Annotated in this window: 32 protein-coding genes; 14 read left to right on the plus strand and 18 right to left on the minus strand. The window is 64.8% G+C overall.

What is annotated here, in order from left to right; translation table 11 throughout:
- Positions 1-927: 927 nt before the first annotated feature.
- Positions 928-1,770 (minus strand): MoxR family ATPase, encoded by an 843-nt coding sequence (locus tag AAFG16_RS11305; RefSeq protein ID WP_128936105.1) that lies wholly within the window; start codon positions 1,768-1,770, stop codon positions 928-930.
- Between the two features lie 105 nt (positions 1,771-1,875).
- Positions 1,876-2,121: a GlsB/YeaQ/YmgE family stress response membrane protein gene (locus AAFG16_RS11310; RefSeq protein WP_235544202.1), complete on the minus strand. Its 246-nt coding sequence runs from the start codon at positions 2,119-2,121 to the stop codon at positions 1,876-1,878.
- A gap of 262 nt (positions 2,122-2,383) precedes the next feature.
- Between AAFG16_RS11310 and AAFG16_RS11315 the strand changes: the two genes are divergently transcribed.
- The 3 genes from AAFG16_RS11315 (at position 2,384) to sseA (ending at position 5,172) form a co-directional block, all read left to right on the plus strand.
- Positions 2,384-3,559 carry a VWA domain-containing protein gene (locus AAFG16_RS11315; RefSeq protein WP_342739162.1) on the plus strand — a complete coding sequence of 392 codons (1,176 nt, stop codon included), beginning with the start codon at positions 2,384-2,386 and terminating at the stop codon, positions 3,557-3,559.
- A gap of 147 nt (positions 3,560-3,706) precedes the next feature.
- On the plus strand, positions 3,707-4,120 hold the full coding sequence (locus tag AAFG16_RS11320; RefSeq protein WP_235544204.1) for a rhodanese-like domain-containing protein: 414 nt from the start codon (positions 3,707-3,709) through the stop codon (positions 4,118-4,120).
- Between the two features lie 197 nt (positions 4,121-4,317).
- Positions 4,318-5,172, plus strand: coding sequence for a 3-mercaptopyruvate sulfurtransferase (sseA, locus tag AAFG16_RS11325; RefSeq protein ID WP_342739163.1), 855 nt, complete (start codon positions 4,318-4,320; stop codon positions 5,170-5,172).
- 183 nt (positions 5,173-5,355) lie between these two features.
- Here the strand turns inward: sseA and AAFG16_RS11330 are convergent, their stop codons facing one another.
- Positions 5,356-6,150: a hypothetical protein gene (locus AAFG16_RS11330; RefSeq protein ID WP_342739164.1), complete on the minus strand. Its 795-nt coding sequence runs from the start codon at positions 6,148-6,150 to the stop codon at positions 5,356-5,358.
- A 366-nt stretch (positions 6,151-6,516) separates the two neighbouring features.
- Between AAFG16_RS11330 and AAFG16_RS11335 the strand changes: the two genes are divergently transcribed.
- Positions 6,517-7,707 (plus strand): L,D-transpeptidase, encoded by a 1,191-nt coding sequence (locus tag AAFG16_RS11335; protein ID WP_342739165.1) that lies wholly within the window; start codon positions 6,517-6,519, stop codon positions 7,705-7,707.
- 57 nt (positions 7,708-7,764) lie between these two features.
- Here the strand turns inward: AAFG16_RS11335 and AAFG16_RS11340 are convergent, their stop codons facing one another.
- Complete coding sequence (locus AAFG16_RS11340; protein WP_342740891.1) at positions 7,765-8,727, minus strand: D-2-hydroxyacid dehydrogenase family protein; 963 nt, start codon at positions 8,725-8,727, stop codon at positions 7,765-7,767.
- Between the two features lie 132 nt (positions 8,728-8,859).
- Entirely contained in the window at positions 8,860-9,075 is a 216-nt protein-coding gene (locus AAFG16_RS11345) for a hypothetical protein (RefSeq protein ID WP_342739166.1), read from the minus strand.
- 234 nt (positions 9,076-9,309) lie between these two features.
- On the opposite strand from AAFG16_RS11345, the gene ettA reads away from it, so the two are divergent.
- Positions 9,310-10,959, plus strand: coding sequence for an energy-dependent translational throttle protein EttA (gene ettA / locus AAFG16_RS11350; RefSeq protein WP_342739167.1), 1,650 nt, complete (start codon positions 9,310-9,312; stop codon positions 10,957-10,959).
- Between the two features lie 7 nt (positions 10,960-10,966).
- Positions 10,967-12,193, plus strand: a complete 1,227-nt coding sequence (locus AAFG16_RS11355; protein ID WP_342739168.1) for a lytic murein transglycosylase — start codon at positions 10,967-10,969, stop codon at positions 12,191-12,193.
- An 80-nt stretch (positions 12,194-12,273) separates the two neighbouring features.
- On the opposite strand, the gene AAFG16_RS11360 is transcribed toward AAFG16_RS11355, so the two are convergent.
- Positions 12,274-12,558 (minus strand): hypothetical protein, encoded by a 285-nt coding sequence (locus AAFG16_RS11360; RefSeq protein WP_342739169.1) that lies wholly within the window; start codon positions 12,556-12,558, stop codon positions 12,274-12,276.
- Positions 12,559-12,780: 222 nt separating this feature from the next.
- A complete protein-coding gene (locus AAFG16_RS11365; protein ID WP_342739170.1) occupies positions 12,781-13,104 on the minus strand; it encodes a hypothetical protein in 324 nt (107 codons plus the stop codon).
- A gap of 139 nt (positions 13,105-13,243) precedes the next feature.
- Between AAFG16_RS11365 and AAFG16_RS11370 the strand changes: the two genes are divergently transcribed.
- The 3 genes from AAFG16_RS11370 (at position 13,244) to bfr (ending at position 14,597) form a co-directional block, all read left to right on the plus strand.
- Positions 13,244-13,552, plus strand: a complete 309-nt coding sequence (locus AAFG16_RS11370) for a hypothetical protein (protein ID WP_342740892.1) — start codon at positions 13,244-13,246, stop codon at positions 13,550-13,552.
- Positions 13,553-13,702: 150 nt separating this feature from the next.
- The gene (locus AAFG16_RS11375) at positions 13,703-13,975 is read left to right on the plus strand and encodes a (2Fe-2S)-binding protein (protein ID WP_342739171.1); all 273 of its coding nucleotides are present in this window, start codon (positions 13,703-13,705) and stop codon (positions 13,973-13,975) included.
- A gap of 133 nt (positions 13,976-14,108) precedes the next feature.
- Positions 14,109-14,597 carry a bacterioferritin gene (bfr, locus tag AAFG16_RS11380; RefSeq protein WP_011089420.1) on the plus strand — a complete coding sequence of 163 codons (489 nt, stop codon included), beginning with the start codon at positions 14,109-14,111 and terminating at the stop codon, positions 14,595-14,597.
- A 131-nt stretch (positions 14,598-14,728) separates the two neighbouring features.
- Here the strand turns inward: bfr and AAFG16_RS11385 are convergent, their stop codons facing one another.
- The 4 genes from AAFG16_RS11385 to AAFG16_RS11400 form a co-directional block, all read right to left on the minus strand.
- Positions 14,729-15,331 (minus strand): pyridoxamine 5'-phosphate oxidase family protein, encoded by a 603-nt coding sequence (locus AAFG16_RS11385; protein ID WP_283084622.1) that lies wholly within the window; start codon positions 15,329-15,331, stop codon positions 14,729-14,731.
- A gap of 76 nt (positions 15,332-15,407) precedes the next feature.
- Complete coding sequence (locus tag AAFG16_RS11390; RefSeq protein ID WP_342739172.1) at positions 15,408-15,761, minus strand: hypothetical protein; 354 nt, start codon at positions 15,759-15,761, stop codon at positions 15,408-15,410.
- 128 nt (positions 15,762-15,889) lie between these two features.
- Positions 15,890-16,231 (minus strand): MmcQ/YjbR family DNA-binding protein, encoded by a 342-nt coding sequence (locus AAFG16_RS11395; protein WP_342739173.1) that lies wholly within the window; start codon positions 16,229-16,231, stop codon positions 15,890-15,892.
- A gap of 18 nt (positions 16,232-16,249) precedes the next feature.
- Positions 16,250-17,311 (minus strand): alpha/beta fold hydrolase, encoded by a 1,062-nt coding sequence (locus tag AAFG16_RS11400; RefSeq protein ID WP_342739174.1) that lies wholly within the window; start codon positions 17,309-17,311, stop codon positions 16,250-16,252.
- A 125-nt stretch (positions 17,312-17,436) separates the two neighbouring features.
- Here AAFG16_RS11400 and AAFG16_RS11405 point away from each other — a divergent pair, with 125 nt between their 5' ends.
- Positions 17,437-17,703, plus strand: coding sequence for a DUF2277 domain-containing protein (locus AAFG16_RS11405; RefSeq protein ID WP_342739175.1), 267 nt, complete (start codon positions 17,437-17,439; stop codon positions 17,701-17,703).
- Between the two features lie 84 nt (positions 17,704-17,787).
- Positions 17,788-18,003: a hypothetical protein gene (locus AAFG16_RS11410; protein ID WP_342739176.1), complete on the plus strand. Its 216-nt coding sequence runs from the start codon at positions 17,788-17,790 to the stop codon at positions 18,001-18,003.
- 15 nt (positions 18,004-18,018) lie between these two features.
- On the opposite strand, the gene AAFG16_RS11415 is transcribed toward AAFG16_RS11410, so the two are convergent.
- Positions 18,019-18,540: a collagen-like protein gene (locus tag AAFG16_RS11415; protein ID WP_342739177.1), complete on the minus strand. Its 522-nt coding sequence runs from the start codon at positions 18,538-18,540 to the stop codon at positions 18,019-18,021.
- A gap of 158 nt (positions 18,541-18,698) precedes the next feature.
- Between AAFG16_RS11415 and AAFG16_RS11420 the strand changes: the two genes are divergently transcribed.
- Positions 18,699-18,944 (plus strand): hypothetical protein, encoded by a 246-nt coding sequence (locus AAFG16_RS11420; protein WP_283084629.1) that lies wholly within the window; start codon positions 18,699-18,701, stop codon positions 18,942-18,944.
- On the opposite strand, the gene AAFG16_RS11425 is transcribed toward AAFG16_RS11420, so the two are convergent.
- Both AAFG16_RS11425 and fabG read right to left on the minus strand, forming a co-directional pair.
- Positions 18,941-19,186 carry a helix-turn-helix domain-containing protein gene (locus tag AAFG16_RS11425; protein ID WP_027560706.1) on the minus strand — a complete coding sequence of 82 codons (246 nt, stop codon included), beginning with the start codon at positions 19,184-19,186 and terminating at the stop codon, positions 18,941-18,943. The two genes, AAFG16_RS11420 and AAFG16_RS11425, sit on opposite strands and share 4 nt — an antisense overlap.
- A 354-nt stretch (positions 19,187-19,540) precedes the next feature.
- Positions 19,541-20,308: a 3-oxoacyl-ACP reductase FabG gene (gene fabG / locus AAFG16_RS11430; RefSeq protein ID WP_342739178.1), complete on the minus strand. Its 768-nt coding sequence runs from the start codon at positions 20,306-20,308 to the stop codon at positions 19,541-19,543.
- A gap of 111 nt (positions 20,309-20,419) precedes the next feature.
- On the opposite strand from fabG, the gene AAFG16_RS11435 reads away from it, so the two are divergent.
- Positions 20,420-20,905: a J domain-containing protein gene (locus AAFG16_RS11435; RefSeq protein ID WP_342739179.1), complete on the plus strand. Its 486-nt coding sequence runs from the start codon at positions 20,420-20,422 to the stop codon at positions 20,903-20,905.
- A 131-nt stretch (positions 20,906-21,036) separates the two neighbouring features.
- On the opposite strand, the gene AAFG16_RS11440 is transcribed toward AAFG16_RS11435, so the two are convergent.
- The 4 genes from AAFG16_RS11440 to AAFG16_RS11455 all read right to left on the minus strand — a co-directional run bounded on the left by AAFG16_RS11440 (position 21,037) and on the right by AAFG16_RS11455 (position 23,061).
- Positions 21,037-21,672, minus strand: a complete 636-nt coding sequence (locus AAFG16_RS11440) for a hypothetical protein (protein WP_342739180.1) — start codon at positions 21,670-21,672, stop codon at positions 21,037-21,039.
- Positions 21,673-21,766: 94 nt separating this feature from the next.
- Positions 21,767-22,018: a hypothetical protein gene (locus AAFG16_RS11445; protein ID WP_342739181.1), complete on the minus strand. Its 252-nt coding sequence runs from the start codon at positions 22,016-22,018 to the stop codon at positions 21,767-21,769.
- A gap of 240 nt (positions 22,019-22,258) precedes the next feature.
- Entirely contained in the window at positions 22,259-22,519 is a 261-nt protein-coding gene (locus tag AAFG16_RS11450; protein WP_283084634.1) for a hypothetical protein, read from the minus strand.
- A gap of 158 nt (positions 22,520-22,677) precedes the next feature.
- Complete coding sequence (locus AAFG16_RS11455; protein ID WP_342739182.1) at positions 22,678-23,061, minus strand: RidA family protein; 384 nt, start codon at positions 23,059-23,061, stop codon at positions 22,678-22,680.
- A 472-nt stretch (positions 23,062-23,533) separates the two neighbouring features.
- Between AAFG16_RS11455 and AAFG16_RS11460 the strand changes: the two genes are divergently transcribed.
- A complete protein-coding gene (locus tag AAFG16_RS11460) occupies positions 23,534-23,968 on the plus strand; it encodes a hypothetical protein (RefSeq protein WP_342739183.1) in 435 nt (144 codons plus the stop codon).
- Position 23,969 lies beyond the last annotated feature (1 nt).

Below are 23,969 nucleotides of genomic sequence, written 5' to 3' on the forward strand. Positions count from 1 at the left end.
AGAGAGCTAGACTTTGTGATCGAACGACCCGGATTTGTCCCGTCGGGCAAAACACCCCGCACCCCGTCAATCCCTCCTCGTAAAAATATTCCACTTTACCGAAATTCGGAATTACGGCATAGATCGAAACAGCCCGGCCCGACGAAGAGGGGCGGTTCGCGAGTCGTTCGAAACGCGGGCCGGGTTGCGGTGGACGCGGCAGCGTCGGCACGAGAGGGTGCGGGCAGGGCGGGTAGTCCCTGTGAGTCCGCGGCCGCGTGTAGACGAACGGCGCTGTGCGTACGGCAAAACCGTGTGGTCCTGGCCGTCGTTGCTACGGTCAAGCCTGTCGCGGAGATGTGCGCGAGCCCAACCGGGTGAACGGCATCGTCAATTCGCGGGGTGAGGGAGGCCAGAAGGAATTCGGCTCCCGGGAGAGCGCGGCACAAGCCGTCCGACCACTGCGCAGGGAAGGCCGAGTGATTGGCTACACCTGTATGCTGCTGTGCGGTTTCTCTGCGCTACATTCGCGCAGCAGACCGCGGGTGCCAGCCGGCACCCGGCCTTCCCCGCGCCCTCTTTCATCGGAGGACGAGGAGTTGAAGCAAAGCTCGGGCGAAATGCGCCGCGAGGCTGCGAAGGCGTGCCTGCGATTCAAAATGTAAGTTGGAGAACGACGCCGTTGCCCCTTGCTCCGTCATTGCGAGCGCAGCGAAGCAATCCAGACTGTCTCGGCAGAGGGATTCTGGATTGCTTCGCTGCGCTCGCAATGACGATGGGGAGAGAGTGTGCGCCTCAACGTTGCTCTCGTGCCCCGGACGCAGCGCAGCGCCCTTGCGGTGCGCTGCAGAGCCGGGGCCCATGTTTCCGAGCAATCCGTCTCCCCTTCTGGGTCCCGGCTCTGCGCAGCAGCGTTGCACGCTGCCGCGCGTCCGGGACACGAGAGGCTCACACTTCCCTTCGGCTCAAGAACGCCAGCCGCTCGAACAAATGCACGTCCTGCTCGTTCTTGAGCAGCGCGCCGTGCAGTGGCGGGATCAGTTTGCGCGGGTCGCGTTCGCGCAGTTGCTCGACGCTCATGTCCTCGTTGAGCAGCAGCTTGAGCCAGTCCAGAAGCTCCGAGGTGGACGGCTTCTTCTTCAGGCCGGGCACCTCGCGCACCTCGAAGAAGATGCGCAGGGCTTCCTCGACCAGGCGCTTCTTGATGCCGGGGAAGTGGACGTCGACGATGCGGCCCATCGTGTCGGCATCGGGGAACTTGATGTAGTGGAAGAAGCAGCGGCGCAGAAAAGCGTCCGGCAGCTCCTTCTCGTTGTTGGAGGTGATCATCATGATGGGGCGCTGCTTGGCCTTGATCGTCTCGCCGGTCTCGTAGACATGGAATTCCATGCGGTCGAGCTCGAGCAGCAGGTCGTTCGGGAATTCGATGTCGGCCTTGTCGATCTCGTCGATCAGGAGCACCGGGCGCTGCTCGGACGTGAAGGCCTCCCACAGCTTGCCGCGCTTGATGTAGTTCTTGATGTCGGAGACGCGGGCATCGCCGAGCTGGCTGTCGCGCAGGCGCGACACCGCGTCGTATTCGTAGAGGCCCTGCTGCGCCTTGGTGGTGGACTTGATGTGCCAGGTCAGAAGCGGCGCGTTCAGCGCCTTCGCCACTTCCTCCGCCAGCACCGTCTTGCCGGTGCCGGGCTCGCCCTTCACCAGCAGTGGGCGCTCGAGCACGATCGAGGCATTGACGGCGACTTTGAGATCGTCGGTCGCAACATAGTCCTTGGTGCCGGTAAACTTCATTGCGCGTCCTTGTTGGTCGTCGGCCGGGACATTGCCAATTTTTTGGCCCCGGTCGCGACATGGGAACGGCCGCACGCGGCGGCCGTTCCTGGTTCGGTCAGGCTTTCAGACCCGTCTTATCAGCGAAAGGATCACCAGCACAATCACCGCGCCGATGGTGGCGTCCACGATGGCGCCGATCGTACCGGTGGCAAGCTCGATATGCAGCTGCGGCAGGACCCAGCTTGCAACCAGCGCGCCGATGATGCCGACCACGATGTTGCCGATGAGGCCAAATCCCGCCCCGTGGACAATCTTGCCGGCGAGCCAGCCGGCGATCGCGCCAATGATGAGCGCAGCGAGAATTCCCATGGCAAACGGCCCCAAAACAACCCCTTGAGGGCCCCAATTCTAGAGCAAAAAGCCTATCGGTCCATGTTGAATCACCGCAGCCACGATCTCGCTTCACCTCTCCCCAACGGGGAGAGGTCGGATCGCGCTTGCGATCCGGGTGAGGGGACTCAGGTCCTATGAGAGACTGAAACCCCTCACCCGGCACTGCGTGCCGACCTCTCCCTATGGGAGAGGTGAAGCGCCCCTTGACGTTCGCCACCCGACGGGCAATCTGTCACCCATGTTCCTGCAATTCTTCACTTCTCTGCGCGACGCGCAGGTCCCCGTGACGCTGCGCGAATACCTCACGCTGATGGAGGCGCTCGACGCCGACCTTGCGGACTACACGGTCGAGAATTTCTACTATCTGTCGCGCGCCTCGCTGGTGAAGGACGAGCGCAACCTCGACAAGTTCGACCGCGTCTTCGGCACGGTGTTCAAGGGGCTGGAAAGCCTGCTCGACGCCATGGAGAAGGCGGAGATCCCCGAGGAGTGGCTGAAGAAGCTCGCCGAGAAGTATCTCACCGAGGAAGAGAAGAAGCAGATCGAGGCCATGGGCTGGGACAAGCTCATGGAGACGCTGAAGAAGCGCCTCGAGGAGCAGAAGGGCCGGCACCAGGGCGGCAGCAAGTGGATCGGCACCGCCGGCACCTCGCCGTTCGGCGCGCACGGATACAATCCCGAAGGCGTGCGCATCGGCCAGGAAAAGAACCGCAACAACCGCGCCGTGAAGGTGTGGGACAAGCGCGAGTTCAAAGACCTCGACGGCAATGTCGAGCTCGGCATCCGCAACATCAAGGTGGCGCTGCGACGCCTGCGCAAATTCGCGCGCACTGGTGCGCCCGATGAGCTCGATCTCGACACCACCATCCGCGAGACCGCCAATCACGGCTATCTCGACGTGCACATGCGCCCCGAGCGGCGCAATGCGGTGAAGCTGCTGGTGTTCTTCGACATCGGCGGCTCGATGGACGCGCATATCGAGCAGGTCGAGGAGCTGTTCTCGGCGGCGAAGAGCGAGTTCAAGCACATGGAGTATTTCTACTTCCACAACTGCCTCTATGAAGGCGTGTGGAAGCAGAACAAGCGCCGCTTCACCGACCGCACGCCGACCTGGGACGTGCTGCACAAATATCCGCACGACTACAAGGTCGTGTTCGTCGGCGACGCCTCGATGTCGCCCTATGAGATCATGGTGCCGGGCGGCTCGGTCGAGCACGTCAACGAGGAGCCGGGCTCGGTCTGGCTCGACCGCATCATCCGCACCTATCCGCACACGGTGTGGCTGAATCCGGTACAGCAGAAGCACTGGGACTATTCGGAATCGACCACCATCATCAAGCGCATCTTCGCCAATCGGATGTACCCGATCACGATCGAGGGGCTGGAGAGTGCGATGACGGAATTGACGCACTAGCACCATCCCCGTCATTCCGGACGGCCGCAAAGCGGCCGATCCGGAATCTCGAGATGGAGTGTGACGATCGAGGTTCTCAGGTGCGCAATTGCGCACTAGAGTTCGCTCGCCGCCCCGGAACGACGGAAGAGAAGAAGGGAGAACCACATGCCCCAAAACATCACCCGCGGCATCAAGGCGCTGATCGACGAGGCCAATGCCGAGATCGAGACGCTGAACGCCAAGGACGCCATCGAGATCTCCAAGAACGGCGACGTCGTCATCGTCGACATCCGCGACCCCCGCGAGATCGAGCGCGACGGCCGCATCCCCGGCGCGTTCGCCTGCACGCGCGGCATGCTCGAATTCTGGATCGATCCGCAGAGCCCGTATGCCAAGCCGATCTTCCAGGAGGACAAGAAGTTCGTCTTCCATTGCGCCGGGGGCCTGCGCTCCGCGCTCGCCGCCAAGACCGCGCAGGACATGGGCTTAAAGCCCGTCGCCCACATCGCCGGCGGCTACGCCGCCTGGCGCGATGCCGGCGGCCCGACCGAGCAGTGGGAGCCGAAGAAGAAGGGGTGAGGGGCGCTCCGTTCTCTCATCCGTCATTCCCCGCGAAGGCGGGGAATCCAGTACGCCGCGTCCTATCGGTTCAATCACAACCGTCTCGGAGTACTGGATCGCCCGGTCAAGCCGGGCGATGACAGCGGAGTTTGACGCGCGCTGTTTCAATCTCGCCCGCGCTGCGCGCGCCCTGGAATGGCTATAAGGAAAGACAGATGACCGCCACCGATCCCCTCGTCTCCACCGACTGGCTCGCCGCCCACATGGGCGACACCAACGTCAGGATTCTCGACGCCAGCTTCAAGCTGCCGGGCGTGCTGCCGCTGCCGAAGGACGACTATCTCGCCGCGCATCTGCCAGGCGCCGTGTTCTTCGATGTCGATGCGGTGTCGGATCATTCCAACCCGCTGCCGCACATGTATCCGAGCGCCGAGCAGTTCGGCCGCGACGTCGGCAATCTTGGCATCTCCAACGCCGACACCGTCGTGCTCTACGATGCCGGCGGCTGGGTCGCAGCGCCGCGTGCGTGGTGGATGTTCCTGGCCTTCGGCCACAGCAATGTGCGCATCCTCAATGGCGGGCTGAAGAAATGGCGCGCTGAGGGGCGCACTGTCGAGAGTGGCGAGGTCAAGCCGAAGCCCGCAACCTTCAAGGCGAGCTACGATCCCAAGCGCGTGCGCAGCATGCAGCAGCTGGTCGCAAACGTCGAAAGCCGCGCCGAGCAGGTGATCGACGCGCGTGCCGCCGATCGTTTTGAAGGCCGCGCGCCTGAGCCGCGGGCGGGCATCCGCTCCGGTCACATCCCCGGCGCGCGCAACGTCCCGTACAATCAGCTGTTCGATGCCGCGACCGGCACGATGAAGCCGCTCGAGGATCTGCGCGCCGCCTTCACGGGCGCGGGCGTCAAGCTCGATGCGCCGATCGTGACGAGCTGCGGCTCCGGCGTTTCCGCCGGCGTGCTGACGCTCGCGCTCTATCGCCTGGGGATTACCGACACCGCGCTCTACGACGGTTCATGGTCGGAATGGGGCCAGGAAAGCGGCCCGCCGATCGCGACCGGGCCGGCGTGAAGTGTTTGATTGCCGCCACGGCGGCGGTTAACTCCCTCGCCCCGCTCTTGCGGGGAGAGGGTTGGGGTGAGGGGCCTCTCTCCCCGCGTGAGGTCGTCGAGGGGACCGGTACCCCCTCACCCGGAATCCGCGCTACGCGCGCATTCCGACCTCTCCCCGCAAGCGGGGAGAGGTGAAGCAAGATCACCGCGCCCGCGTCGTTGTTGTCGCGAACGTCTGCTGACCGAAAGGATCGAGCTGTTGCTGCAACTGCTGCGGCGGCGGGCGGCGCACCACGCGCTGCCGCTTCTTGGCCTTCGCACGCTGCTTGGTCGCCTTGCTGTCTGGTGTGGCGGTGTCGGACTTGACCTTGGCGGGCGGGGCTTTCGAGGCCGTGGCCGCCGGATCGTTCAGCGCCGCCAGCCTGGTCGCCGCGACGTCGAGCGCCGCCGCGGCCATCGCTCGGCTGGGATCAACGGCAGCATCAACCGTTGCCGGCGCGCTGGCGGTCGCGACAACGGCAGGCGTGGCGTCGGCGATCGTGGCCATGGTGTCGGCGGGGGTGAGCGTGTCGGCCGGCGCTGGCACTGCGGCTTCCGTCGGCGTCTCGGCCTTGGTTTCGGTCTCTGCCTTGGCCGGTTCGGCCGGCTGGCTGTCGGCCGGCGGCGCGACGGCCTGCGGCTGCGCGTCGGTCTCGCTCGTCAGCGCCGCCATCTGCTCCGGCTCGCTCACCGGCAGTCCGATGGTCGGCACCTTGTCACGCAGCGACGGCGTGGGCTCGGCCGCCGCCTCCGGCTCGGCCCGCAAGACCGCGAGCACCGGCTGGGCCGGCTCGGAGGCTTGCGCGAACACCTTCTCCTGCGGGCCATTCCGCCAGGACGGGTTGCTGACATATTGCTCATGGGTCGCGCGCAGCAGCGCGGCGGCGCCTAGGCCGAACACCAGGATGGAGGTTGACAGCAGGATCGCGGCAAGCAGGAAGCGAAAGCCGGGAAGCATCGGACGGGGTGCGAATTTCCGCCCCGACGGCGGTGCCGGGGCCCATGAGCCATCTGAACGCGGTGACGGTACTGATTGCCGCGTTCGCCACGCGGGGATCGGAGCTCAAAGCGGTGGCGAATCAGGCTGATTCGACCATATCGCAACGCGTTCGCGCCGTTCCCTGAAATTCGGGGCGGATGACTCCGGCAATTGACGGCGTGAGCCGATTTCCAGCCCGTGATGCAACGGGGCAACGGTCGAGTTGCGGATCACAAATGGCAAATCCGGCGCAAATAACCCTGATATGTCTTGAATGTGCCGCGATCTTCGGTCATTTGGCCGTTGACGGCTCGGACGGGGCCCGGGGGCTATACAAGAGCGATGATGATCAAACACTTTCTGACGATATGCGCTGCCGCAACAGTCGCTGCGGCGGGAACCTCGCTCGCGCAGGCTCAGAGCTATCCGGTCCAGCAGGCGCCAAGCTATGGCGCGCCGGCCGAATATCGGCCCGGCGACCGCACCCCGAATTTCGACGCCCTGGACGATGATGACGATGCGGTGCCGCAGGCCTCGCTGCCGCCGCCCGGCCCCAGCGGTCCGATCGTGTCGCCGGCCGATCCGCGCTATGGCCGCCCGGCTGGCGCGCCGCCGGTCTACTCGGCCGCCCCGCCGCAGGGGCCGGTGATGTCGCCGGATGATCCGCGTTATGGCCGACCCGCCGGCGCCCCCGTGTACTCGGCCGCGCCGCCGCAGGGACCGGTAATGTCGCCGGACGATCCGCGCTACGGCCGCCCGGCCGGTCCGCCGCCCGTGATCTATGCCGATCGCCCGGGCCAGGCGCCAGCCAATGACGGCCTGCGTCCGCCGGAGGCCGTTGGTGCCCCCGCCGCGACCGGAACGGTTCAGGCTGGCCAGCCGCCCGTCGGCGCCGATGGCCGGCCGATGACGATCGCCTCGCTGCCGCCGGAGGAGCAGCCCGATGCTGCGCCGGCCCAGCTGTCGCCGAATCTGCGCCGCCAGGAAGTCGCGTTCCAGACCAAGGAGCCGGCCGGCACGCTCGTGGTCGATACGCCGAACACCTACCTCTATTACGTGCTCGGCGGCGGCCGTGCGATTCGCTACGGTGTCCGCGTCGGCCGCGATGGTTTCACCTGGACCGGCGTGCAGAAGATCACCCGCAAGGCCGAGTGGCCGGATTGGCATCCGCCGACGGAGATGATCGAGCGCCAGCCCTATCTGCCGCGCTTCATGGCCGGCGGCCCCGGCAACCCGCTCGGCGCCCGTGCGATGTATCTCGGCTCGACCGTCTACCGCATCCACGGCACCAACCAGCCCTCGACGATCGGCAAGTTCGTCTCGTCCGGCTGCATCGGCATGCTGAACGAGGACGTCTCCGATCTGTTCGACCGCGTCAAGGTCGGCACCCGCGTGGTGGTGCTGCCCGGCGGTCCGCAGCCGGGAACGGCGACCGCCTCCGCCGCGCCGGCTCCGGTGTCCGCCCAGGCAGGCCCCGTTCCGGGCACGCAGCCGACGGTGGTGCCGCCGCTGCCCGCGCCGGTCACCGTGCGCTAAGCGCGTCGAAACAGTTCAACTCGGCAAGGGCGTGCCAACGGCACGCCCTTCTTCGTTTCAGGCGAGCTTGCGCGGCAACTCGCTGCCTTTGGTGAAGGCGTCTACCGCTTCGACCATCTGACCGTAATGAATGCGCAAACCGTCCTCGGTCGCGTAGCCGAGATGCGGCGTCAGCACGAGATTGTCGAGCTTGCGGAAGGGGTGGTCGACCGGCAGCGGCTCGACCGAGAAGACATCTAAGCCGGCGCCCGCAATCTTCTTCTGCTGCAAAGCCTCGAGCAGCGCCGTCTCATCGACAATGGGTCCGCGCGCGGTGTTGACGAGGAAAGCCGTCGGCTTCATCCGCGCGAGGTCGGCACGGCCGACGAGGCCGCGCGAGCGATCGCTCAGCACCACATGGATGGTGACGATGTCGGCCTTGGCGAACAGCTCCTCCTTGGTGGCGTAGCCGACGCCGGCCGCCGCGCATTTCTCCGGCGTCAGGTTCGGGCTCCAGGCGATCACGTTCATGCCGAACGCTTTCGCAATGCCCGCCATCTTGCTGCCGAGCTTGCCGAGCCCGACGACGCCGAGCGTCATCCCCTCGATCTCGACGCCGGCAAAGGTCTGCCAGGGCTCGCCGGCATGCATCCGCGCATTCTCGCGGCCAATGCCGCGAGTCAATTCCAGGATCAGGCCCATGGTGAGCGGTGCGGTCGGATCGCGCGAATACTGCGTGCCGGCGATGGCGACACCGCGCGCCTTCGCGGCCTCCATGTCGATCGAAGCGTTGCGCATGCCCGAGGTGAGCAGCAGCTTCAGTTTCGGCAGGCTGTCGAACAGGCTCTTCGGGAACGCAGTGCGCTCGCGCATCGCGCAGATGATCTCGAAGTCCGCGAGCGCGCTGGCCGCAGCTTGCTCCGAGACGAAGGGATGGCTGAACACGGTGACGTCGACGCGATCCGACAGCTTCTGCCAGTCGGCGACGTCGAGGGCCAGGTTGAAATAGTCATCGAGAATTGCGCAGCGCAGCCGGCTCATCAGCTTCATCCATGGCGAGAGGGGACGGCGCTGGGCGATGGGCGCCATCGTCGGAACCGGGCCATGGTTGCGCGCAATCAGCCTCGCGCGCAAGCAGCTTGCGTCTTCAAAAATCCGATAGGAGAGGGAGCCTCAGAGGTCGCGGGGCTTGAGCCGGGGCGGCGCGTCCATGCCGTGCTTGGCGCGCCAGGCGGGGCCGGGGCCGCGCATGTAGTGCAACTCGGGCCGGTAGGGGTTGAAGGCGGTGGCGAAGAAGCGCTTCCAGAAGCCCTTGACCTCCGACACGACGCCGGAGACGTGCCCGACTTCTGCCGGAACAGGAAGAGAATGGGTCTCGATCAGGGCCATGACGCTGTCTCGCTGTTCTCCCCACTCATTCTGAGCGGGTGGCGCTGTTTCCGCGCGAAACCGAGCTTTGGCCTGCTTTATTAAAAAATGGTTTCAATTGTCCGGATCTTGGTCCGGATGGTGTCCGTCCCGTATTCATCCGTGGTGAACGGAGGGAAAACGTTGCCCTTTGGGGGCGGGATCGTTACATCGGCGACAAGCAAATTTCCTCAAATCGAAGGTTTCACGGGACCGATGGCGCGCCAGTTCATCTATTTCATGCAGGGCCTGACCAAGAGCTACCCGACCCGGAAGGTGCTCGATAACATCCATCTGAGCTTCTACCCGGACGCCAAGATCGGCGTGCTCGGCGTCAACGGCTCGGGTAAGTCGACGCTGCTCAAGATCATGGCCGGCCTCGACAAGGAATATACCGGCGAGGCCTGGGTCGCCGAGGGCGCCCGCGTCGGCTATCTCGAGCAGGAGCCGCACCTCGATCCGAAGCTCTCCGTGCGCGAGAACGTCATGCAAGGCGTCGCCAAGCAGAAGGCGATCCTCGACCGCTACAACGAGCTCGCAGTCAACTACTCGGACGAGACCGCCGACGAGATGACCAAGCTGCAGGACGAGATCGAGGCCCAGGGCCTCTGGGATCTCGACAGCAAGGTCGACCAGGCCATGGACGCACTGCGCTGCCCGCCCGACGATGCCGATGTCACGAAACTCTCCGGCGGTGAACGCCGCCGCGTCGCGCTGTGCCGCCTTTTGCTCGACCAGCCCGAGCTGCTGCTGCTGGACGAGCCGACCAACCATCTCGACGCCGAATCCGTGTCGTGGCTCGAAGGTCACCTTCGCAACTATCCCGGCGCGATCCTGATCGTTACCCACGACCGCTACTTCCTCGACAACGTCACCGGGTGGATCCTCGAGCTCGATCGCGGCCGCGGCATTCCCTACGAGGGCAACTACTCGTCCTGGCTGGTGCAGAAGCAGAAGCGCCTGGAGCAGGAAGGCCGCGAGGAGGCCGCGCATCAGAAGACGCTCGCTCGCGAGCAGGAGTGGGTCGCGTCCTCGCCGAAGGCACGCCAGGCCAAGTCCAAGGCGCGCTATCAGCGCTATGAGGAGCTGCTCAAGCAGGCGAGCGAGAAGCAGACCCAGACCGCGCAGATCATCATTCCCGTCGCCGAGCGGCTCGGCGCCAACGTGGTCGATTTCGAAGCGCTCAGCAAAGGCTACGGCGATCGCCTCTTGATCGACGATCTCACCTTCAAGCTGCCGCCGGGCGGCATCGTCGGCGTGATCGGTGCCAACGGCGCCGGCAAGACCACGCTGTTCAAGATGATCACCAACCAGGAACAGCCGGACAAGGGCACGATCACGGTCGGCGAGACCGTGCATCTCGGCTATGTCGACCAGTCGCGCGATGCGCTCGACGGCAAGAAGACCGTGTGGGAGGAAATCTCCGGCGGCAACGAGCTGATCCTGCTCGGCAAGAAGGAGGTCAACTCGCGCGGCTATTGCTCGTCGTTCAACTTCAAGGGCGCCGACCAGCAGAAGAAGGTCGGCGCGCTCTCCGGCGGTGAACGCAACCGCGTCCATCTCGCTAAGATGCTGAAGTCCGGCGCCAACGTCCTGCTGCTCGACGAGCCGACCAACGACCTCGACGTCGACACGTTGCGCGCGCTCGAAGAGGCGCTGGAGGATTTTGCCGGCTGCGCCGTCATCATCAGCCACGATCGGTGGTTCCTCGACCGCATCGCGACCCACATCCTGGCCTTCGAGGGCGACAGCCACGTCGAGTGGTTCGAAGGCAACTTCCAGGACTACGAGAAGGACAAGATGCGCCGGCTCGGCCAGGACAGCATCATTCCGCACCGCGTGAAGTACAAAAAGCTGACGCGGTGATTTCGGCATGATGCGACGGGCGCTCATCGCTGCGGTGATCGTGGTCACCTGCACCTGGTCGTCCGCCCGCGCCACTGATGCTGCCTTCACGCAGTTCATCGCCTCGCTGTGGCCGGAGGCGCAAGCTGCCGGCGTGTCCCGCGCGACGTTCGATGAGCAGACGCGCGGGCTCGAGCCTGACTACAAGCTGCCCGATCTGATCCTGCCGGGCCGGCCCGCGACCGGCGCGCCGTCGCAGGCCGAGTTCGTGCAGGTGCCCGCCGACTATGTCAGGGAAGCGTCGATCGCACGGCTCGCCGGCGAGGGGCAGCGGCTGCTGCAAAAATACAATTCCGCGCTGACGCAGATCGAAAAGAAGTCCGGCGTGCCCGCGACCGTGATGCTCGCGATCTGGGGCCGTGAGACTGACTACGGCCGCTATACGCTGCCTTACGATCTCGTCCGCGTGCTGGCGACGCAAGCCTATGTCGGCCGCCGCAAGGACACCTATCGCAACGAGTTCATCCTCTCGCTGAAAATTCTGGGCGAGGGCGTAGTGACGCGCAAGGACATGCGCTCATCCTGGGCCGGCGCGACCGGGCTGACGCAATTCCTGCCGTCCGAATATTACAATCACGGCGTCGACTTCGACGGCGACGGCCGCATCGACATCTGGCACTCGGTGCCGGATGCGCTGGCCTCCGCTGCACAGCAGCTCGTCAACAAGGGGTGGCAGAGCGGCGTGCGCTGGGCCTACGAGGTGCAAGCACCCGCAAAAGTCGATTGCACCACCGGCGTGCCCGAGGTGACGAAGCCGATCGGCCAGTGGCTGCGCGAAGGTTTTGTTCCAGTGCGCGGCGCGAGGCTCAGCGCCGCCGAGCAGGCGCAGCCGGCCTCGCTGCTGCAACCGGAAGGCATCTACGGTCCGTCGTTCCTGACCACGAAGAACTACTTCGTCATCAAGGAATATAATTTCTCCGACCTCTACGTGCTGTTCGTCGGCCATCTCAGCGATCGCATGACGAGCCCGCTGCCGTTCGCGACACCTTGGGCCGCTTCGAAGCAATTGCGTACGAAGGATGTCGAGACCATGCAGCGCGGCCTGACGCGTATCGGGCTCTACAAGGACAAGATCGACGGCAAGGCCGGCATGCAGACGCGCGCCGCGCTCGGCGCCTATCAGAAGTCCGCAGGCCTGAAGGTCGATTGCTGGCCGAGCGAAGAGGTGCTGCGCTCGATCCAGGCGGCGCGATAGCGCGGCAAGCAAAAAGAAAAAGCCCGGCCGATGGTCTCGGCCGGGCTTCGATCGCGGCGCTCATCAGCGCCTTGAGATCATCAGTAGCAAACGCGAATCGGGCGGACCACCCAGCCGTAGCCGTCCCAATAGCGCTGGCGCTGCCAGTAGCAGGGCGGGGGCGGCGGGCCGGGCTCGGCGACGTAAACCGGACCACCATAGGCCGGACGGCTCGACGCGATGGCGCCGCCGACGATGGCGCCGCCGATCAGGCCGGCCGCGATGCCGGCGCCGACGCCGTCACCGGCTTTGGCGGACGGAGTGGCAGTCACCAGCGAACCGGCGACCGTCGCAACCGTGAGGGCGGCAACTAAAGTCTTCTTCATGCTCTTGGCTCTCCTGGGAGATGGGTTCCTCTTGTTAGAGGCGCCCGGGTTTCAAAGGTTCACGCACACTCTGATGGAATTGGTCTTGCAGCTAGGAAGCGCGCAAATGGTCAATCCACGGTAAACGCACACGGAGCTGTGACGAGAAAAAGCGGTCTTTTTCGGGCCTCAGGATGAACGGCGCGTCCGTAGTGAACCGGCCCACGCGCAGCTCAAGTCGCCTCAGCCGCAGACTCGGACGCGGCGGACGCGCCAGGCATAGCCGTCCCAGAAGCGCTGCCTCTGCCAGACGCACCCGCCGCCGTAATAGTCGTCGGCGACATAGCCCGGACCCGGCGCGTAGTAGCGGGGCGGGTAATAGCCCGGTTCATAATAGCCGGGGCCTGGTCCGTAATAATACGGAGACGCCAGCGCGCCGCCGACAATGGCGCCGCCGATGATCCCGGCCGCGACGCCTGCGGCGACGCCGCGCTGTGCATGGGCGGGTGTGCCGGCCGCCAGGGCCAGGGTGGCGAGGGCAGCAACTGCCAGGAGCGACTTCTTCATAGACTTGGCCTTTCAACTCGGGGAACTCTTTGGGACCTAAGTTCCATACTCCATTTGAACGACCGATGAACGGCACCTTTGCGGGATGCGACCAATTAATGTGGATCGCAGGTCCGCCAAGGAGGCGAGCAGGGAGGCGATGATGGGTAATGCGATGACCAATGCCTTGATTGCTGCCGGGGTCATCTTCGCGATCGGCTACGGCTGGATCAGCCATCTCCAGAACCGGGGCCGGCGCTCGCGGGCAGCGGCCGGAACGGATGGCGGCACCGGCGGCGGTGACAGCTATTCGGGATCGAGCGACGGTTTCTCGCTGGGGAGCTGGTTTTCCAGCGACAGCTCGGCGGGCCCGAGCGACAGTGGCAGCTGCTCGAGCAGCGATAGCGGCAGCAGCGGCGGGGATTGCGGAGGCGGCGGCGATGGAGGTGGAGGCGGTGGCGGTGACTGATCTTGATCCACCGCAATACCGTATTTTAGAGCCGTTCTAGGCTGTTTCCGGGCTAGTTTGGAATAGCTTCAAATACCGGTTTTTCCCTTTGCATCCGGACGGCCCGTTAAATATCGATGATGACGCATCACCGAAGGGCCTATCGCTTCCATGATCGTTTGTTCCTGTAACGTGCTGAGCGATGACGACATCCGCGCCGCCGTCGCCGAATCCGACGATGCGGTGCGTCATGCCAAGCAGGTCTATGGATGCCTCGGCTGTAGTGCCGAATGCGGCCGCTGCGCGCGGACGATCAAGACCATCATCGACGAAGCGCTCGGCCCCTGCGCCAAGTCCTGCTGCTCGGGCTGCCCGCACAGCAACACGGTGGCCGCCAATGACGAAACGGCCGAGCCCGCCGAGTTCGCCCTAGCTGCCTGCTGAAAACTTCCACAATCCCCGCTGAGCTTTTCCCCGGCTGCGTCCCTGCAGCCGGTTGCCCTCTTCCTTAAACTGACTTAGAAGCATTCTAAATTCGGTTTAGGGCCGATTTGGACTGCAAGAGCTGGAGTGAACCATGCAGGGCGACGCAAAAGTCATCGACTATCTCAACAAGGCGCTGCGTCACGAGCTGACTGCGATCAACCAGTACTGGCTGCACTACCGCTTCCTCGACAATTGGGGCCTCCTGGACATGGCCAAGGTCTGGCGCAAGGAGTCCATCGAGGAGATGGAGCACGCCGACAAGCTCACCGCGCGCATCCTGTTCTTCGACGGCTTTCCGAACATGCAGGTGCTCGATCCCCTGCGCATCGGCCAGAACGTCAAGGAGATCATCGAGTGCGATCTCGCCGCCGAGATGAGCGCGCGGGCGCTGTACCAGGAAGCGGCGACCTACTGCCACGGCGTCAAGGACTACGTCACACGCGACCTGTTCGAGAAGCTGATGAGCGACGAGGAGCACCACATCGACTTCCTCGAGACCCAGCTCGACCTGATCGGCCGCATCGGCCTCGAGCTCTACACCCAGAAGCACGTCGGCGGGCTCGAGGGCGAGGGGCATTAAGCTCCACGCGTCTCTCTCTCCATTTGTCATGGCCGGGCTTGTCCCGGCCATCTACGTTTGCCGCACGACGAAGACGCGGATGCCCGGGTCGAGCCCGGGCATGACGGTCTGATTGAGCCGGGAACGGCCCCCTACAACTGCGTCTTGTAGCGCGCTTCCACGATCTCCTGGCTCTCCGGTTCGCCGAGGCCCGTCTGGTCGTGAATGACCTCGCCGATGCTCGGCATCACCGAGCGCTGCACCTTCTCCGGCGACCACAGCTTTGAGCGCATCAGCGCCTTGCCGCAGTGGAAATAGACTTCGCTGACGGCGACGTTCAGCACCGCTCGCGGCAGCTTGCCGAATTCCTCCATCGACGCCAGCAGATCCGGATCGGCCGACAGCGTGCCGCGGCCGCCGACGCGCAGCGTCTCGTCGATCCCAGGCACGAAGAACAACAGGTGCACGAAACCCGAGCCTTCGACGACGTTGCGAAAACTGTCGATCCGGTTGTTGCCCGAGCGGTCGGGCATCAGCAGCTGGTTGGGCCCGGCGACGTGGACGAAGCCGATGCCGCCGCCGCGCGGCGAGGCATCGACGCTGCCGTCAGCGCCCGACGTCGCGAGCACGCAGAACGGCGACATCCCGATGAACTTCCTCGCATGCGCATCGATCGCGGGACGCGCCTTCGCGATCACGCGCGGGCTCGGCTTTGCATAGATGGTGGCGAGGTCCTCGGCGCAAAGATCGGTCAACGGTGTACCTCCACATCAGCTTGGCTTCAAACTAGCCGATCAGGCCGCGTCCAGCCAACGAAATCACCACGAGGCATTAGACCGCATCCGCCGGCACGAAGCAGCTGATGATGATAGCGCCGCGGTGATGGACGTACCACACCACGGCTTGTCCAACCGGATTGCCGCGATCGCGGATGATGGCACGCTCGGGCACCTCCATCCAATGTCCTTCGATCGGTACCCAATAGGCGCCGCCGCGCACATCGTAGTCAGTGCGATGGCCATCCGAGATGTCGCAGCACGGCACGCCATTCGGCGCAATCACGCTCTTGAACCAGGCGCGGATATCGGGCGGGACATGGTCATACTGGCCGTTGTCGAATGCGAATGCTGCGCTCGTCAGCGCCATCGTCGCGGCCAGCCAAACGCGCGGCGCGAGCCTGTGCATGCGATCCTCCGTCGCGTTCGATTCGTATCGTTGATGCGATTAAGCCCGAGCTGTCAGCGCATTGCATGCTCAAATAATATGCGGCGCGCGAGGGCGCCGCACATGATGCGTTGCGATATGACCTTTCGCTATCGCGTCTCGAGCGATGCGAGCAGCGATTTCGGCGCGACATTGCGCCAGGCCATCACGAGCGCGCTTCGCAGCGTCACCGGATCGATCTTCGCCAGCTTCACATTCGTGCTGCCGCTCTTGCCCCAGGCGCCGGGCACCGGACGAAACATCTCCGGTTCGGCGTCGACGAGCACGGCCTGCTGGTCCGGCGTGAGCTTCACCATGCCCCATGTGTCGTCGGGGTAGCCCAGAGTCGCGAACACGCGCTTGCCGGCGCGGAAGTCGGCATGGCCGTGATGTGCGCTTTCGATGACGCCGGGCAGCGCGAGTGCAGCCTTGCGAAAGCGAGCCTTCGACATACTGTCCAGCTGCTCGTCTCACATCGTCCGCTGCGGCGCGGTTTGCAGCAATTGCCTGATCTGCTCGACGTAGAACTGCGCATTGCCTGTGGTGCCGTGGCCGCGCGTCTCGGTGCTTGCGGGAATGAGATACAGCTTGCCGTTCTTGACGCGCTTCATCGCAGCGTCCGTGATGCCGGTCTCGGGCGGGTTGCGCTCGTCATCGGCAGAGTTGATCAGCAGCAGCGAGGCCTCGATTGCCTCCAGCTTCTCGCCGGCATTGTAGTCGTGCGAGGCTTCCCACTGATAGACGAAGTCGTTGGCATCCGCAGTGATCGGCGTCGCAAGGCGGTCGTCGACGATCTTGTCGGCCTTGGCCGCGGTCGGCGCCTGTTGCTGATAGGCGAGCGTGCCGCCGATGCTGGCGATGCCGTAGGCGGTGATGGCGTATTTCATCATGCGCGGCTGGCTGGTGTAGTTGCCGCCGTCATAGTCGGGATCGTTGCGGATGGTGTCGAGCATGATCCGTCGCATCATCCAGTTGCGCGAGGCCATCTCGGTCGGCTGCGAGGCCATCGGGATCAGCGCGTCCATCGCCTTCGGATATTTCTCGCCCCACAGCCAGGTGTGCATGCCGCCCATCGAATTGCCGATGACGAGCCGCAGATGCTTGACGCCGAGGCCTTCCGTCACCAGGCGATACTGCGCCTCGACCATGTCGTCGTAGTCGTATTTTGGAAAGCTCGTCTTCATGCCGTCGGACGGCTTCGACGATTTGCCGTGGCCGATGCCATCGGGAATGATGATGTAGTATTTGGCGGCGTCGAGCGGCTGGCCCGGGCCGAACAGCTTGCCGGCGAAAGCAGGCGTCAGCATGCTCGCCGCTGATCCGCCCGAGCCGTGCAGCACCAGCACCGGCTGACCGCCGGGCTCGCCGACGGTGGTGTAGTGCAGCTTGAGCTCGGCCATAACTTCGCCGGTGTGGAACTTGAAATCCCTGGCGATCCAGTCGCCCTGCTTCGGCGGCGGATAATCGGCGGCCATGACTGATGTTGAAATGGACAGCAGAATGGCCGACAGCGCGGCCCAAGAGGTCCTCATGTTTCTCTCCCCGTTGCGGCTCGTCATCGCGGCCGCGTTGCGGCGGAACTTAGCAGAACTGCGCTTGAGGATGTAGGATTTCGTCTGCGCCGATCGTCCTTATGGAAACCCCCGGGAGAGACTGCATGTGCCGCAACATCAAGACGCTGTTCAATTTCGAGCCGCCGGCGACGGAGGACGAGATCCAGGCCAGCGCGCTCCAATTCGTGCGCAAATTGTCCGGCTTCAACAAGCCGTCGCAGGCCAATGAGGAGGTGTTCGAGCGCGCGGTGGTGGAGGTCTCGGAAGCCGCGCGAAAACTGCTGACCTCGCTGCATACCCATGCGCCGGCGCGCGACCGCGAGGTCGAGGCGGAAAAGGCGAGGGAGCGCTCGCGGCTGCGGTTCGGCTGAGCCGTTCCGTGATCTGGCTCACGGTCGGAGGCGCCTCAAGCTGCGACGATGTCTGCCGGGGTTTTGACAGCCCGGAGCACGACCATGAGCCGCCCCCTTCTTCCGCTGAAAGCAGGTGCCATCATCTTCACGCTGCTGTGGACCGCGTGGATGATGTGGTGGAGCGGCTCGTTCTCGAGCGCGAACGTCGTCATCCTCGCTTTATGCGGCGCGGCGGTCGGCTATCTCTGGTACCGGGCCATGCGCTGGCAGTTCGAGCGCATGGGCATGCTGTCGCGACGTGAGGACGGGACGGACTAGATTCGTCCGCCAGTCCTAGTGGCCGTGCTTCTTCTTTTTCTTCTTTTTCTTGTGATCGTTATCATCATCATCATCATCGTCGTCGTCCTCGCCGTGCGTCTCGTCAGTCTCCTGCACGGCGGCTTCCAGCGCGGCGCGCTCGGCTGCTTCCTGCGCTTCCCGCTCGGCGGCTTCGCGCTCGCGCTGGCGGCGGCGCTCGTCCCAGGCATCGAACAGCTGATCAAGCCACGGCAGCACCTGCTCGATCGACGGCAATTGGCCGGGCGGTCCGGCCTCTCCGCGCGGGCCCTGCGGCCCTGCCGCTCCTTGCGGCCCGACCGGCCCCCGCGCACCGGCTTCGCCGGCCTTGCCTGGCAGGCCGGGCTTGCCCTGCGGTCCGGCCTTTCCGGCCAAACCGGGCTTGCCCTGAGGCCCCGGCTTGCCGCGCGCGCCGTCCGGCCCCCGCTTGCCCGGATGACCCTGCGGCCCCGGCCGTCCTGGTTCGCCCTGCCGGCCCTGAGGCCCCTGTCGTCCTTGCCGGCCCTGTTCGTCTGCCACGCCACTGCTCCCCTCTGCGGAAGCAAGCTACTTAGCGGCGTTTGACGACAGCAGCAATTCTGCCCACCCCTCGCAGCGGGCTTGATCAACATCAATCAGCGCCATGGGGCGCCGTGCCATTGAACGGCACGCGGCCACACGCTCGCGAGGAGCAACCGATGCGCGCAGCCTGGACAATCTTCTGCCTGTCCACAGTCACCTTTGCGGCAGCGCTCGGGCTTGCCTATCTGCTGGTGCCCGACGTCGTGCCGATCGCCTTTGCCGATGAGCCGCAATCGTCATGGGCCGTGATGACGGCTTTCGTGCTCCGCGCCATCGAGCTGATCGCGGCCGCGGTCGCCGTCATCGCGCTTGCGATTCTCGGCGGCGGGATGATCCGCCTCGCATGGTCACGTGCGCACTAATCGTGATACGCGGGCACCTCGATGCCGGACGCCGCATAGATCCTGATCTTGTTGCGCAGCGTGCGCACCGACAGGCCGAGCACACGCGCTGCGCGCGTGCGATTGCCGTCGCAGCGCGCCAGAGTCTGAAGCACGAGCTCGCGCTCGACCTCGTCGACGGTCGCGCCGATCAGCAGCGGAACGATCTGGTTCGGAGCGAGGAATTGGGCGTCCTGCGGCGCCGCGACATGAACAGTGGTCATCAACACACCCCGATCAACGCCCGCTTCCTTCGCTGGAAGCGGATCGAGAACAAACGACCCCCAAGCCGTAGAACCACGGTGGGCGGGTTTGGTTAATGAAAGGTTAACCAAACCCGATCGCACCAGATGACCTCAGGAATGCCGCGATGCGGCCGCGATTGGCACGAGATGCATAGTGATGCGGGACGATCTCGCGCGACCCGTTCACTGTCATGCCCGCGAAGGCCGGGCTGACAGTATTCCGAGACGCCTGACGTCCGACGAGGGGCCGCGGCGTACTGGATCGCCCGCCCCAGTGCGCAAGCGCGCACAAGGCGGGCGATGACATCGAGCAAGTGGATGGAGCGTCGCGCCTCACACCGTCCGATAGCCGCCATCCACCATCACGATCGTGCCGGTGACGTAGGCCGACAGATCCGAGGCGAGGAAGATCGCTGGGCCGACGATGTCCTCGGGCTTGCCGGTGCGCGCCAGCGGGGTGTGATCGACGAAGGCCTGCACCAGCGCCGGATTGGTCGCGCGCACTTGGGCGTTGATGTTGGTCTCGATAAAGCCGGGGCCGATCGCGTTGACGCGCACGCCTTCCTTGCCGAGCTCGACCGCAAGCGCCTTGGTGAAGCCGAGCACGCCATGCTTTGAGGTCGTGTACGCCGCCGAGCTCGGCGTGCGCAGATGCACGAAGGACTGGATCGAGCCGATATTGACGATGCGGCCTTTGCTCGCGCGCAGAGGGCTAAGGAAGGCCTGCGTCATGTTGAAGACGCCGTTGAGGTTGAGCGAGATGATGTCGTTCCAATCCTTCGCCACTGTCTCGGTCTCGGCGGTGAAGGCGTTGCGACGGGTGATGCCGGCATTGTTGACGAGGATCGAAACCTGTCCGACCTCGTCCGCCACTTGCTTGGCCAGCGCAAAGCAGTCCTCGCGGCGGGTGACGTCGAGCGCAAAGCTCTCGGCTTTGCCGCCCTCTTTTCGGATCTCCTGGGCGGCTTCCGCGACCGTGTCGGCGTTGACGTCGAGCAGGACCACCTGCGCGCCCTCGCGGGCATAGCCGGCCGCGATCGCCCGGCCGATGCCGGAGCCGGCGCCGGTGACGACGGCGATGTGGTTTGCGAGCAATGCCATGACAATTTCCTCCCGATTTCTTTTCGAAGTTTCACGAAAGGCTAACTCGAAATTAAGGGGTCGGAAACGGCGGCCTTGGCATACTGATCTCGATTGCTAAACGTTGCGCGCATGATGGAACGGCTGGACTCCTGGAAACTCGCTCTCGAACGCCTGCGCTCGGTCCCGTCGGCCGACTTCGCCGAGGCGGGCCGGCTCGTCGCCGAGATCGCGCGGATGAGCACCGAACCGATGCTGCGGCAGGCCGCCGAGCAGGCGCTTCCGGTGCTGCGCCAGGCCGTGGACAATGACGATCACAGCGTCACGCTGGCGGCGCAGCGCCGCCTCGCGGTGGTCCTCGACGTCATCCATGATCTCGCCGCGCCGCGCTTCGGCCGCCGCAACGCCGCGCCGAAGAAACTCTCGAGCGAGGACCGGGCCCGCAAGATGCTCGGCCTGCCGCTCGCCGTGCAGCTCACCTGCGAGGACATCAACCAGGCCTATCGCCGCGCTGCCAAGGGCATGCATCCCGACCAGGGCGGCAGCACCGAGGCCTTCATCGACCTCGCCGCCGCGCGCGACATACTGATCCATCCCGGCGCGCATAAGGACGCGTGAGCGCTCCAAGCGATATCTCGTAGGGTGGGCAAAGGCGCAAAGCGCCGTGCCCACGGTTTTCTTCACGATGGACGGAATGGTGGGCAGGCTTGCGCTTTGCCCACCCTACGGCAGTTGCGCGTGCGGCCGCCTCAGCTCTTGTTCACGCAGCTCGGATAGGGCGCGGCTTCCCCTGCAACGATCGGGCAGAGGGCGATCGGGCCGAGATCGCTCAGGCGTGTTTGCCAGCGTTCGTCCCTGACCGGCGGCTCGTCGGTCTCGGGACCGCGCTCGGCCCATTGGATGGTGTAGTAGTCGCTCGTGCCTTTCAGCGTGATCAGCAGCGCGGTCTCGCTGTGGCGGGTCGGGCCGCTGTCGATGCGGCCGCAGCCGATCACGGCAGCGAAAGCCTCGAAGCCGCCGAATGTCATGGCGCCGAGCGGCTGCGCCGCAAAGCTGTCGGGGCAGGCGGATTTGAAGCCGCCGGCGATCGTGGCGGCGAATGCTTCGGGCGAGTGACCCGGCGTCAGCGTCATGCCTTTCTCGCCTGTCACCGTGATCATCTGCGTCCAGCGCTCGGCCGTCTCGCCCTTGAGCACGGCTTCGCGGATGTAGTGACCGCCCTTGGTGTTCTCGAACACCACGGTGAATTGCGAGGGCATCGCGAAGCTGACGAGCTGGCTGAAGATCGGCGAGATCACGCGGAAGGCTTGCGGTGCCTGCGCATTCGCGGCCACCGCGAGCAGGAGCGAAGCGGCGAGAATCGTTGCTGTCGTCGTCGGTCGCATCGTTCTGCTCCGAAATCCGAAGAATAGAAACGCGAGCGGGCAAGGATGCTAGCATCGCATCCTTGCCCGGCCCTTGTCGTCCGCAGATCGAATCTTACCAGGTGCAGTGACCGGCCTGGAGCGCATGGTCCTTCAGCATCAGCGCATCGACGAAGGTCGGCACGGTCTGGCTGGCGCGGTGATAGCCGGCCGGCCACGGCGTGGTCGGGATGCTCTCGTCCCAGATCTGGCAGAAGCCGGTGTCCTGCCAGCGGATCAGGTGATAGCTGGCTTCGGCAGGGCTCGCGGCGACGAAGGCCGTGACGGCAAGACCCGCGGCAGCGCACAGCATGGAAATACGACGCATGATAGCTCCTCAAATGAAAGATGTGATGCGCCTCCCGACAATGACGGGAGGAGGTGGCGCGGGACGCTTTCAGGCAGGCGCCCCGGACAAGATGTGAGTAGTTCCATTCGCGCGGTAGGTTCAAAGCGTGCGCGCGGGAAACGCCTAATTTCGCCTGAAAAAAGCGAGGGCGCCGGCAAAGCAAAAGGGCGGACCGCCTGCTGCGATCCGCCCTTCCGAACGCGATCTGTCGCGTGAGGCTTACAGCGTGCAGCGGCGCTCCCCGCGCAGCTTGATCTGGAGATCGGAGGCCTCGGTGAAAGTCGGGAGCGGCTTGCTGACGACCTTGTAGGTCGACGCCCCAAACTGGAACGGCTTGTACTTCAGGTCCTCGTTCCAGACCTGGCAGATGCCGGTGTTGTCCCAGCGGATCACGTAATAGCCGACCTTCGCCGACGCCGGCACGGCGAACACGGAACTAGCGATGCCGGCAACGGCACAGAGGGCGAGAACGCGACGCATGAAGTTATCTCCTTGTGGGGAAGGGTGAGCGGAAAGTTCGTGCGGTAAAAGCAGGTCCTTTGCAAGCCGGGGAGAGCGGCCGTTCACGGACATGTCAGACGCAGCGGCGCACTTGGTTCGGCCGCGTACCCGCCAAGCCACACGCGCTTAGGCCCGGCTCACTTCGCCAGCGAAGCCACCGCCTCGATCTCGATCAGCATCTTCGGATCGGGCAGGGCGTGCACCACGCAGGTGGTGCGCGCCGGGTAGGGCGGCGGGCCGAAGCTGCCTGCATAGAGCGCATTCATCGCGGCGACATCGGAAGCGCGGGTCAGTAGCACGTTGACCTTGACGAGGTCGCGGAACGTCGCGCCGGCCTCGTCGAGTACGCGGCGGATGTTGACGACGACATTGGCGAACTGCGCATCGAAGCCCTCGGGCAGCGCGCCGTGGGCATCGAAGCCGGGAATGCCGGAGACGAACAGGAGGTCACCGACGCGCGTCGCAAATGACAGCGGCGGCGCCTTGACGTGCGGCGGGGGCGCGAAATGCTGGATCGGCATGGGTCACCTCGGGGACATGTGGGCGCATGAGCGTAGCGACATGCGGGGGAGTTGCAATCGGCGTTGGGCGAGGGGGCAAGAACAAAATTCGAAAACAACCCCATGCACAGTAGACTTCGAGCAGAAATCATTGATGCTTTTTCAAAATTCGGGAAGATCGAAATTATCGCTTGCTCCGTCGGGCAAAACAGGAGCAGAATGGGATGATGGCAGCAGTCGATGCTGCGGCCCCCAAACTCCGCTGTCATGCCCCGGCTTGACCGGGGCATCCAGTACGCCGCGGCCTCTCGGTTCAATCACCAACCTCTCTGGAATACTGGATCGCCCGGTTGAACCGGGCGATGACAGTGGAGTGTGCTGCTGCACCTCGCGTCTCGCGCCCACCACATCATGTTGCCGCCGCGATCGATCGGATAGATTCGTCGCGTCTGATTCGCTTTCCCCCTTGAAAAATAGTCCCCGGAGATTCTGCATGAAGATCGCATCCACCTTCCGCGCCGCGCTGGTCGCCATTGCCGCGCTTGCCGGCCTCTCGACCGCCGCACGGGCCGACGGCGGCACCGTGGTGCTGACGATCTACAAGGCGGGCTGGATCATCGGCGGCTCGGGCGGCTCCGGCGTGCTCAACTTCCGCGGCCGTGCCTATTCGCTCTCGACCGGCGGGCTCGATTACGGCCTCGTCTTCGGCGGCTCCAAGACCGTGCTGCGCGGCCGCGTCTCCAACATCAACCGCCCCTCCGACGTCGCCGGCGTCTATGGCGCTGCCGGCGCCGGCCTCGCCGTCGGCCGCGGCGCCCGCGCCATCGTGCTGACCAACCAGAAGGGCGCGGTGCTGGAGCTGAGCGGCACGCAAGTCGGCCTGATGGCGAATGCGGATCTCAGCGGGCTCGCGATCACGATGCGGTAGA

It is taken from the genome of Bradyrhizobium sp. B117 (assembly GCF_038969555.1).
Classification (GTDB): domain Bacteria; phylum Pseudomonadota; class Alphaproteobacteria; order Rhizobiales; family Xanthobacteraceae; genus Bradyrhizobium.

Excerpts from the sequence above, each read along its gene's own strand:
- AAFG16_RS11390 (WP_342739172.1), bottom strand. The coding sequence starts at position 15,761 with ATGCACAGGCTCGCGCCGCGCGTTTGGCTGGCCGCGACGATGGCGCTG.
- sseA (WP_342739163.1), top strand. The coding sequence starts at position 4,318 with ATGACCGCCACCGATCCCCTCGTCTCCACCGACTGGCTCGCCGCCCAC.
- AAFG16_RS11435 (WP_342739179.1), top strand. The coding sequence starts at position 20,420 with ATGATGGAACGGCTGGACTCCTGGAAACTCGCTCTCGAACGCCTGCGC.
- AAFG16_RS11410 (WP_342739176.1), top strand. The coding sequence starts at position 17,788 with ATGAGCCGCCCCCTTCTTCCGCTGAAAGCAGGTGCCATCATCTTCACG.
- AAFG16_RS11445 (WP_342739181.1), bottom strand. The coding sequence starts at position 22,018 with ATGCGTCGTATTTCCATGCTGTGCGCTGCCGCGGGTCTTGCCGTCACG.
- AAFG16_RS11355 (WP_342739168.1), top strand. The coding sequence starts at position 10,967 with ATGATGCGACGGGCGCTCATCGCTGCGGTGATCGTGGTCACCTGCACC.
- AAFG16_RS11320 (WP_235544204.1), top strand. The coding sequence starts at position 3,707 with ATGCCCCAAAACATCACCCGCGGCATCAAGGCGCTGATCGACGAGGCC.
- AAFG16_RS11305 (WP_128936105.1), bottom strand. The coding sequence starts at position 1,770 with ATGAAGTTTACCGGCACCAAGGACTATGTTGCGACCGACGATCTCAAA.
- AAFG16_RS11395 (WP_342739173.1), bottom strand. The coding sequence starts at position 16,231 with ATGTCGAAGGCTCGCTTTCGCAAGGCTGCACTCGCGCTGCCCGGCGTC.
- AAFG16_RS11455 (WP_342739182.1), bottom strand. The coding sequence starts at position 23,061 with ATGCCGATCCAGCATTTCGCGCCCCCGCCGCACGTCAAGGCGCCGCCG.
- AAFG16_RS11400 (WP_342739174.1), bottom strand. The coding sequence starts at position 17,311 with ATGAGGACCTCTTGGGCCGCGCTGTCGGCCATTCTGCTGTCCATTTCA.
- ettA (WP_342739167.1), top strand. The coding sequence starts at position 9,310 with ATGGCGCGCCAGTTCATCTATTTCATGCAGGGCCTGACCAAGAGCTAC.
- AAFG16_RS11315 (WP_342739162.1), top strand. The coding sequence starts at position 2,384 with ATGTTCCTGCAATTCTTCACTTCTCTGCGCGACGCGCAGGTCCCCGTG.
- AAFG16_RS11310 (WP_235544202.1), bottom strand. The coding sequence starts at position 2,121 with ATGGGAATTCTCGCTGCGCTCATCATTGGCGCGATCGCCGGCTGGCTC.
- AAFG16_RS11335 (WP_342739165.1), top strand. The coding sequence starts at position 6,517 with ATGATCAAACACTTTCTGACGATATGCGCTGCCGCAACAGTCGCTGCG.
- AAFG16_RS11345 (WP_342739166.1), bottom strand. The coding sequence starts at position 9,075 with ATGGCCCTGATCGAGACCCATTCTCTTCCTGTTCCGGCAGAAGTCGGG.
- AAFG16_RS11375 (WP_342739171.1), top strand. The coding sequence starts at position 13,703 with ATGATCGTTTGTTCCTGTAACGTGCTGAGCGATGACGACATCCGCGCC.
- AAFG16_RS11330 (WP_342739164.1), bottom strand. The coding sequence starts at position 6,150 with ATGCTTCCCGGCTTTCGCTTCCTGCTTGCCGCGATCCTGCTGTCAACC.
- AAFG16_RS11340 (WP_342740891.1), bottom strand. The coding sequence starts at position 8,727 with ATGAGCCGGCTGCGCTGCGCAATTCTCGATGACTATTTCAACCTGGCC.
- AAFG16_RS11425 (WP_027560706.1), bottom strand. The coding sequence starts at position 19,186 with ATGACCACTGTTCATGTCGCGGCGCCGCAGGACGCCCAATTCCTCGCT.
- AAFG16_RS11460 (WP_342739183.1), top strand. The coding sequence starts at position 23,534 with ATGAAGATCGCATCCACCTTCCGCGCCGCGCTGGTCGCCATTGCCGCG.
- AAFG16_RS11440 (WP_342739180.1), bottom strand. The coding sequence starts at position 21,672 with ATGCGACCGACGACGACAGCAACGATTCTCGCCGCTTCGCTCCTGCTC.
- AAFG16_RS11370 (WP_342740892.1), top strand. The coding sequence starts at position 13,244 with ATGATGGGTAATGCGATGACCAATGCCTTGATTGCTGCCGGGGTCATC.
- AAFG16_RS11420 (WP_283084629.1), top strand. The coding sequence starts at position 18,699 with ATGCGCGCAGCCTGGACAATCTTCTGCCTGTCCACAGTCACCTTTGCG.
- AAFG16_RS11405 (WP_342739175.1), top strand. The coding sequence starts at position 17,437 with ATGTGCCGCAACATCAAGACGCTGTTCAATTTCGAGCCGCCGGCGACG.
- fabG (WP_342739178.1), bottom strand. The coding sequence starts at position 20,308 with ATGGCATTGCTCGCAAACCACATCGCCGTCGTCACCGGCGCCGGCTCC.
- AAFG16_RS11450 (WP_283084634.1), bottom strand. The coding sequence starts at position 22,519 with ATGCGTCGCGTTCTCGCCCTCTGTGCCGTTGCCGGCATCGCTAGTTCC.
- AAFG16_RS11365 (WP_342739170.1), bottom strand. The coding sequence starts at position 13,104 with ATGAAGAAGTCGCTCCTGGCAGTTGCTGCCCTCGCCACCCTGGCCCTG.
- AAFG16_RS11360 (WP_342739169.1), bottom strand. The coding sequence starts at position 12,558 with ATGAAGAAGACTTTAGTTGCCGCCCTCACGGTTGCGACGGTCGCCGGT.
- bfr (WP_011089420.1), top strand. The coding sequence starts at position 14,109 with ATGCAGGGCGACGCAAAAGTCATCGACTATCTCAACAAGGCGCTGCGT.